Below are 7,031 nucleotides of genomic sequence, written 5' to 3'. Positions count from 1 at the left end.
AAAAACCCGCCGCCGTGATCGTCATGCTGGGCTCCAACGACCGCCAGTCGATGAAGGTGGGCGACGTGCGCGAACAGCCACGTTCCGAGAACTGGACCAAGGAATATGAACGCAGGACCGACGCGCTGGGCAAAGCCATCGCCGCGGCCAAGGTCCCCTTCCTTTGGGTCGGCATGCCGGCGTTCCGGGTGCCGAAGATGACCTCGGATATGCTTGCCTTCAACGACATCTACCATCAGGCCGCAGAAAGCCATGGCGGCGAATTCGTCGATATCTGGGACGGCTTTGTCGACGAGAACGGCGCCTTCGTCACCAGCGGCCCCAACATCAACGGCCAGCCGGTGCGGCTGCGCGCCGATGACGGCATCAATATCTCGAAGGCGGGCAAGCGCAAGCTCGCCTTCTACACCGAAAAACCGCTGCTGAAGATCCTCGGCCTGACCGCGCCGGGAAGCATGATTACACCGTCCGCTCCGGCAGGCGCCCCTGTCGAGACGCCGGCGCCGGCCGCGCCCCCCATCGTCATCGACCGCACTGCGCCGATGCTGCTCAGCGATCCGGCACTCGACGGCGGCTCGGAGCTGCTTGGCGCGGCACCGCCGGCAAAGGCCAATCCGGACCTGCCCGGTGAAAAGCTTGTGGTCGAGGGCAAGGCACCGATTGCATCGCCCGGCCGCGCCGACGATTTCTCCTGGCCGCCGAAGGCCGCAGCCGCGACCGACACCACGACCGCGATCAATCGTTAGTGTCGCAGCGCGGCTCCGAGGCCGGGCTCAGCGCGGGAGAACGCTCGACCCCATCAACGCCTCGTCGATCGCGCGCGCCGCCTGGCGGCCCTCGCGGATCGCCCAGACGACCAGCGACTGGCCACGACGCACGTCGCCGGCCGCATAGAGCCTGTCGACGCTGGTCTTGTAGTCGCGGTCATTGGCCTCGACATTCCTGGAGCGGCGGCTGTCGGTGGCGATCTTCATCTCACCCTCCAATTCCTTCGCCACACCGGCCGCGGCCGGCCCGGCAAAGCCGATGGCGATGAAAGCGAGATCGGCACGAATGACGAATTCGGTACCGGCGATCGGCTTGCGCTTGTCGTCGACCTCGCAGCACTTGACGCCGGTCAGCTGGCCTTCCTCGCCGATGAATTCGAGCGTCGCCACCTGGAATTCGCGCTCGGCGCCTTCGGCCTGCGAGGACGAGGTGCGCATCTTCGTCGCCCAGTATGGCCAGACCGAAAGCTTGTCTTCCTTCTCCGGCGGCTGCGGGCGGATGTCGAGCTGTGTGACGCGAACCGCACCTTGGCGGAAAGCGGTGCCGACGCAGTCGGACGCGGTATCGCCGCCGCCGACGACGACGACATGCTGGCCGCCGGCGATGATGGGATGCGACGGCCACGCCACCGACTGGATCGGTTCGCCGCCGACCCGCCTGTTCTGCTGCACCAGATAGGGCATCGCGTCATGCACGCCGCCGAGATCGTCGCCGGGAATGCCGGCCGCGCGCGGCGTTTCGGAACCGCCGCAATAAAGCACGGCGTCATGTTCGGCGAGCAGCTCGGCAACCGGCTTGTCGACGCCGACATTGACGCCGCAATGGAAGGTGACGCCCTCGCCCTGCATCTGCTCGATGCGCCGGTCGATATAGTGCTTCTCGATCTTGAAGTCGGGAATGCCGTAACGCATCAACCCGCCGGGCCGGCTCTCGCGCTCATAGACATGGACGTCGTGGCCGGCGCGGCCGAGCTGCTGGGCAGCCGACATGCCGGCCGGGCCGGAGCCGATGACGGCGACGCGCTTGCCGGTCTTCTTCTCCGGCGGATAGGGCCTGATATGGCCGGTCTCGTAAGCCTTGTCGGCGATCGCCTGCTCGACCGTCTTGATGGCGACGGGGATGTCCTCGAGGTTCAGCGTGCAGGCTTCCTCGCAAGGTGCGGGGCAGATGCGGCCGGTGAACTCCGGGAAATTGTTGGTCGAATGCAGGTTGCGGATCGCATTGTCCCAGTCGCCATTGTAGACGAGGTCGTTCCAGTCCGGGATCTGGTTGTGGATCGGGCAGCCCGTCGGCCCATGGCAGAACGGAATGCCGCAATCCATGCAGCGCGCGGCCTGTTTCTCGACCTCTTTGTCGGACATCGGCAGCGTGAATTCGCGGAAATGCCGGATGCGGTCGGAGGCCGGCTGGTACTTGTGCACCTGCCGGTCGATTTCGAGAAAGCCTGTTACCTTGCCCATAGTCCAGTTCCTGCTGTCCAGATGGTGCGCCTGGCGACGCCCTGCAGCTGGATCAGATGGGGCATCCCGTCCACACATGGGCCGCACCAAGTTGCCCAAAATTCGACTATGTACACTTGCCGGGCTCAAAGCTCGTGAGGGGCTCGCCATGCAGCCAGTTCTCGACTCTAATCGAAGGAGCCGGGGACTCCATCTGCAATACCACGTTGCGGTCCAAAGCTATTTCCAAAGGTTTCTGCACGAGCTGGTTTCCTCTCAGAGACGGCACACGGGTTCAGGGAGGAGCGCATCGCTCGTCTTGCCCCATTGAGTGCAGTCACAGTCACTCAGTCTCAAAAGCCATGCCAACGCGCTCAGCGCGCAGTTAGCGCCCATTGCTTCGAAAAACCTCGTCAGTGCCCAGATGTTGGTTGTAATGAACCTGACATTTGTCTGACGCTGTCAGCTTTTGGACACGCGATCACGCGCTTCGTGCCGCCAGATGGCCAGGCCGAGCCCTGTGTTGCCAGCGGTCGCTTCGATGATTGTACCGCCCCGCGCGTGCCACGCTGTTCGGCATTAACGATCATCGACAACGCAATGCGATCCTTGATCGATCCGCCGGGATTCTGGCTTTCGATCTTGACGAAGCGACGACACCTGCCGGTATCGAATCTCTTCAGTTCGACGACCGGCGTCTCCCCAATCAGATCGAGCACTGACAAATGGCGGACGCAGGCGAGAGGACGCCTTTGTCGACGGTCGGCGGAACATCTCGAGGCTCATGCGGCTGCGGTCTCCAGAATGTCGGCATAGTGCCGTTGCGCAATATCGGGATGCGAGCGCAGTCGGCTCTTCAGCAGTTGCGGAACAGGGGATTGTCGGGGTCGCTGGCGGGGCACCCGCTTCGGCAGCCAGTTCAGGCGGCAGGTCAAGAAACCGTATGTCGGCATCAAGCCGCGCGCCGAAGAAGAAGGGAATAGAAACAGTGCCCTTCGAAAGACCCAGGGCGACGGAAATCATTGCATCGGGCGAGTTCATGCGCCTGAAGCAGCGCTGGCTGCAACTGCTTCATAGCGACAGGCGGGCGGAGACTCTAGCGGGGCTTTCGCCGCTTGGTTGATTGAGGCTCTCGACGAAGCCACTAAGATTCGGCGGCCGATAATAGCTTGCTGCTCATTGGGACGCCGACCAACGCCGGGATTGAGAAAGGCAACCCTGCCCCACAAGGCGGGTGTCACACGTGCGGTGCGTCCGCTCGTCGCGCCGGATGGTCTTTGAGACCTGGGTTCACGGCTATTCAGATGCACCCCTGTCGGCTTTTCGGTGCAGGCCGCCAGGCGGCGTGTTGCAGCAGCGGTAATTAGTTTGAGAGCGTGCGAGCACGGGCTGCATAGTGAGATCATTTGCCGGCGTGGGGACCAAGGTGTGGCGCAGCCTTAGAGAACTCAACACCGAGACCGGAGCAACGGAGACGGCTCTTTCGTCGAGACAGTTTAATTGGAAGGCCGAGAAGCACCGGCTGGGTAGCGTCACGCCGCATCATTCTTTGCGGAGCTGGAGCGCGCGGGATCGCTGGAGCGGCTGGTGAAAGCGGTTGCCGGGGCGCACGCCAACAACAACACGTGAGCTGGCGCCTCGTGTGGCAAAAGGAGGGGGCGAGAGCCCATGGCCTGCAATGAAGCGATCAAGCATTGCGATCGTGGAACCAAGCTGCCTAGTCGACCATCCGGACCGCGGCCTTCAAGCCAGCTCGCCTTGGAATCGGCCTTCCAGGAATCACCGTCAAGGCCGACTCACGACCTTTTCGCCATGAGCCGCGAAGAGGGCATTCCGCCGGAAGCCGATGGCTGCCTTCTCTCGTTCATCGACGGCTATGTGGTGAGCGGCCATGTGCCGGTCGGCACGGTCAACAAGCTCTTGACCGAGCGGCCCGACATCAAAGGGCATGACGCTGCCCGGCATGCCGATGGGCTCCCCCGGCATGAGTGGCACGAAGGAAGCGCCCTTCGAGATTCTCGAAATCCGAAAGTCTGACGCGACCGGCGGCATCTACGCCACGGAATAGGAGGCTTCGATGATGGAATGCATGAGCGGCATGATGATGTTCGGCACGGGCCTGGTGTGGCTGCTTGTCGTCGTCGTGCTCGTCCTCGGGACGGCCGCGCTGATCAAATACCTGTTCTCCAGCGGCGGCAAAGGAGAAGGGCGTCGGTCCTCTTATCGATGCGTGGCCGCGGCAGGCCTCGGATTGGTCTGGACATTGCCTTGGCTCGCCAACCGGATGGCCGCGCCCCGGCCGCGGCGATAGCGCTAGGCAAGACGGTTTTAGCCAGGCGAAGGTCAGCGCGATTGGAAAGCCCGCTGCCTTCGGGACGCATGCCGGCGCCGGGACCGGCCGCGGTCGTCGGCGGCGGCTACCAGAGCGACATGCCGGGCTTCGGGAATGTCCTCACCGACGAGGAGATCCGGGCCGTTCTGGCCTTCATCAAAAGCACATGGCCCGAGCGGGAACGCGCCTATCAGGCAGATGAGCCGCCGGGAGCGGGAGCAGACACAGTGAGACCAATCCTAGCCGCGGAGCCCTCGAACGCCCCCAACCGGAATGCATTGTCCATGAAAGCGAAACCGTCGCTTGCGATTCAATTTCTGGCGCTGATCCTCGGGACCTCCGCGCTGGCCCACCATCCGGGCGCCGATCTCGACAAGATGAGGGACAGCGCGGAGAGGTTCTTCCAGGCGATCGACGAGCAGGCCGCGCCGCCTTTCGAACTGGCCGACGCGGACGGAAGGGCCGTCCGCCTTCCGATCTCTCCGACAAGATCGTGGTGCTCTACTTCATGACGAGGTAACCTTGGAAGAAGAAGGCGACGGCCACTGGCGGCAGGATGGCAAGCACGCTGGCCGCAAAAAGCGGCCCATACTCATAGAAGCGGGCCGGTTCTGTCGCAAATCGTGCTTTTGGCCACAACTGGACGCTTTCGCGCGCTTATGGACCAGCTCACATGACAGGGCTCGACGTGCCCCGGGGTGGCGCCCTACTTCCACGCTCGCACTGTCACACTCCCGCCGAAAGGCGGGTTTAGTGAGTTATGGCAGTGACTGTGCCACCAGTCCAAACGTCGAGTTTCGCGGCAACTTCGACGCTTTCCTTAGCTGACTTGCCCAAAACCAGCGCGGCCAAAGCATACTGCTTGCCGCTCCCGATGGCATAATATTCACCTTTCACGGGATCACTTGGCAGCCAATTGCCGTCCAACAATACGGCTTCCCCATTTTTGCGCACTATCAGCGCCTCAAATTCAAAATTGTCGTCGTTGCGCGGCACAGGAATATCAGAAACATCCATGCCCTTCTCAACCCAGTCTCGAACGGCCTTTGGAATACCCAAGGACGAAGAGGAAACGCCGATGAGTGTGCCGTCGCATAAGCGAAACACCTTCGTTTTCTCACCGACGGATACTGAGTCAAAACCCAAGGCTCGGCCGTCGCCAGCCATGGTTCCGTTCCTGTAAGCTATTGTTGTCATTGGCACCCTTCTATCGCTGCATCAAACTTCAGGACCTTGCGCATGTCCCCTGTGTCAAGGTCACTGACCGACGGCCTATTTGCCTGATACACGATACAGGCTGCGCTCCTTGAGTTCGCGCACGGGTGGCCGTCATCTTGCCGCCTTCGCGCAATGCCTTGAACAGGCCGAGTCTGTCCCCCAGCGGGAATGACAACCACCTCCATGTCGTTGAAACGCAGGAAATCCGTCACTTTGCCTCGTCGGTAACGGGCGGAGCCGGAGCGGTCGTCACCGGGCAAGCGCGGTCGCAGTAGGTATCCTGGGCAGCCCGTCAGACATGGATGGCTTCGGTTGTGTCATGCGACTTCTTGTTGGTCGGTCACGTGTTTCCGGATAACCAGCATGCGCTGTGCCAAATGAGAAAACCATTTAAAGTCAATCCAGCAGATCTGACTGTATTCCGACATTGTCGGAAATTGGACATCGCCGAACGCGGGCGCTCGGGGCTTGTGATGATACTTGGGCGTGCTGCTTCGGAGGAGGGATGCGCCTCGTACCGGCCGCGAAGCCTTCCTGCATTTAAGGCGCCAGATCAATTGAACGCGATGCCGGGCAGCGTCGCAGCGGCTAAGCCAGCCACTCGCATTGCTCCCTGACAGGATGGTGCCGATCCTGCTGAGATCGCATGCTGGCGCGACGTTGCTTTGCGGCCACCGTCGCGCCTGCCCGTGAACTGTTCGCGCCTGTGCTCATGCTCGCCTTGACACCCTCGATGGGTCCATCCGGGATGGTCAACCATCCGGAACATAGCGGGCAGGCGGGCATCTTCACCAGCAGTCTCTGTGTCGCTCTCGTGGCGGCAAACAAGATCGAGGCTGGCGGGGTGATGATCAACGGTCCTCGAACCATCGATTTTGATCGCGGTGGCCGTTCAGTGCGTTCAAGCACGAGGCGCCGTTAGACGGCACCGCAGCATCATAGCGAAGTGCCATGCAGGACGACTCCCTGCAGCATCGTCTCGCGCAGCCAAACACTTGCCGGATCACTGTTGTGAACGGCCGGGCGTTTGACGGCCTGTGACGCGAAAAGGCAACGGAAGATCTAGCATTTATGGGGGAAATGTTTTTTCGGAGTGCTTGACCCGCAGGAAGGGCAGGGCATGACTGCCTATCGCCCGACCCGGCAAGGCCGCACTCATGACCGGCTGGGCTCGGTTAATCCTGCATGCCGCGCCCATGAGGTTACTTGTCCGGAGTGCGTCGAGCACAACGAGGAGATGTAGTTCACGATCTTTGAAAAGCGTGGTCAACCAT

5 protein-coding genes and 6 pseudogenes are annotated in these 7,031 nt (G+C 61.9%); 5 read left to right on the top strand and 6 right to left on the bottom strand.

The features are described from left to right. A pseudogene (locus EN932_RS24795) lies at positions 1-746 on the top strand (DUF459 domain-containing protein); the annotation flags it as partial. A gap of 27 nt (positions 747-773) precedes the next feature. On the opposite strand, the gene EN932_RS24790 reads toward EN932_RS24795, so the two are convergent. From EN932_RS24790 to EN932_RS39065, 4 genes and pseudogenes are all read right to left on the bottom strand, one after another. Next, positions 774-2,228, bottom strand: coding sequence for a glutamate synthase subunit beta (locus EN932_RS24790; protein WP_128369133.1), 1,455 nt, complete (start codon positions 2,226-2,228; stop codon positions 774-776). Positions 2,229-2,269: 41 nt separating this feature from the next. Next, positions 2,270-2,433: pseudogene (locus EN932_RS24785) on the bottom strand (thioredoxin domain-containing protein); the annotation flags it as partial. A gap of 278 nt (positions 2,434-2,711) precedes the next feature. Next, a pseudogene (locus tag EN932_RS24780) lies at positions 2,712-2,981 on the bottom strand (pyridoxal-phosphate dependent enzyme); the annotation flags it as partial. An 8-nt stretch (positions 2,982-2,989) separates the two neighbouring features. Beyond that, a pseudogene (locus EN932_RS39065) lies at positions 2,990-3,194 on the bottom strand (isopenicillin N synthase family oxygenase); the annotation flags it as partial. Positions 3,195-3,995: 801 nt separating this feature from the next. On the opposite strand from EN932_RS39065, the pseudogene EN932_RS24770 reads away from it, so the two are divergent. The 3 genes and pseudogenes from EN932_RS24770 to EN932_RS39760 form a co-directional block, all read left to right on the top strand. Further along, a pseudogene (locus EN932_RS24770) lies at positions 3,996-4,275 on the top strand (DUF411 domain-containing protein); the annotation flags it as partial. Positions 4,276-4,284: 9 nt separating this feature from the next. After that, positions 4,285-4,518 (top strand): hypothetical protein, encoded by a 234-nt coding sequence (locus EN932_RS39060; protein WP_127312611.1) that lies wholly within the window; start codon positions 4,285-4,287, stop codon positions 4,516-4,518. Between the two features lie 41 nt (positions 4,519-4,559). Beyond that, the gene (locus EN932_RS39760) at positions 4,560-5,051 is read left to right on the top strand and encodes a cytochrome c (RefSeq protein ID WP_244514239.1); all 492 of its coding nucleotides are present in this window, start codon (positions 4,560-4,562) and stop codon (positions 5,049-5,051) included. A 238-nt stretch (positions 5,052-5,289) separates the two neighbouring features. Here EN932_RS39760 and EN932_RS24755 read toward each other — a convergent pair whose 3' ends face one another. Beyond that, on the bottom strand, positions 5,290-5,706 hold the full coding sequence (locus EN932_RS24755; protein ID WP_063169404.1) for a hypothetical protein: 417 nt from the start codon (positions 5,704-5,706) through the stop codon (positions 5,290-5,292). A 697-nt stretch (positions 5,707-6,403) separates the two neighbouring features. Here EN932_RS24755 and EN932_RS38060 point away from each other — a divergent pair. Beyond that, positions 6,404-6,679, top strand: a complete 276-nt coding sequence (locus EN932_RS38060) for a hypothetical protein (protein WP_063169403.1) — start codon at positions 6,404-6,406, stop codon at positions 6,677-6,679. 147 nt (positions 6,680-6,826) lie between these two features. On the opposite strand, the pseudogene EN932_RS39575 reads toward EN932_RS38060, so the two are convergent. Then, positions 6,827-7,031 (bottom strand): annotated as a pseudogene (locus tag EN932_RS39575) (hypothetical protein); the annotation flags it as partial.

This window comes from Mesorhizobium sp. M7A.F.Ca.US.002.01.1.1 (genome assembly GCF_004022955.1).
Classification (GTDB): Bacteria; Pseudomonadota; Alphaproteobacteria; order Rhizobiales; family Rhizobiaceae; genus Mesorhizobium; species Mesorhizobium ciceri.
This window is presented reverse-complemented; position numbering and strand designations above follow the sequence as displayed.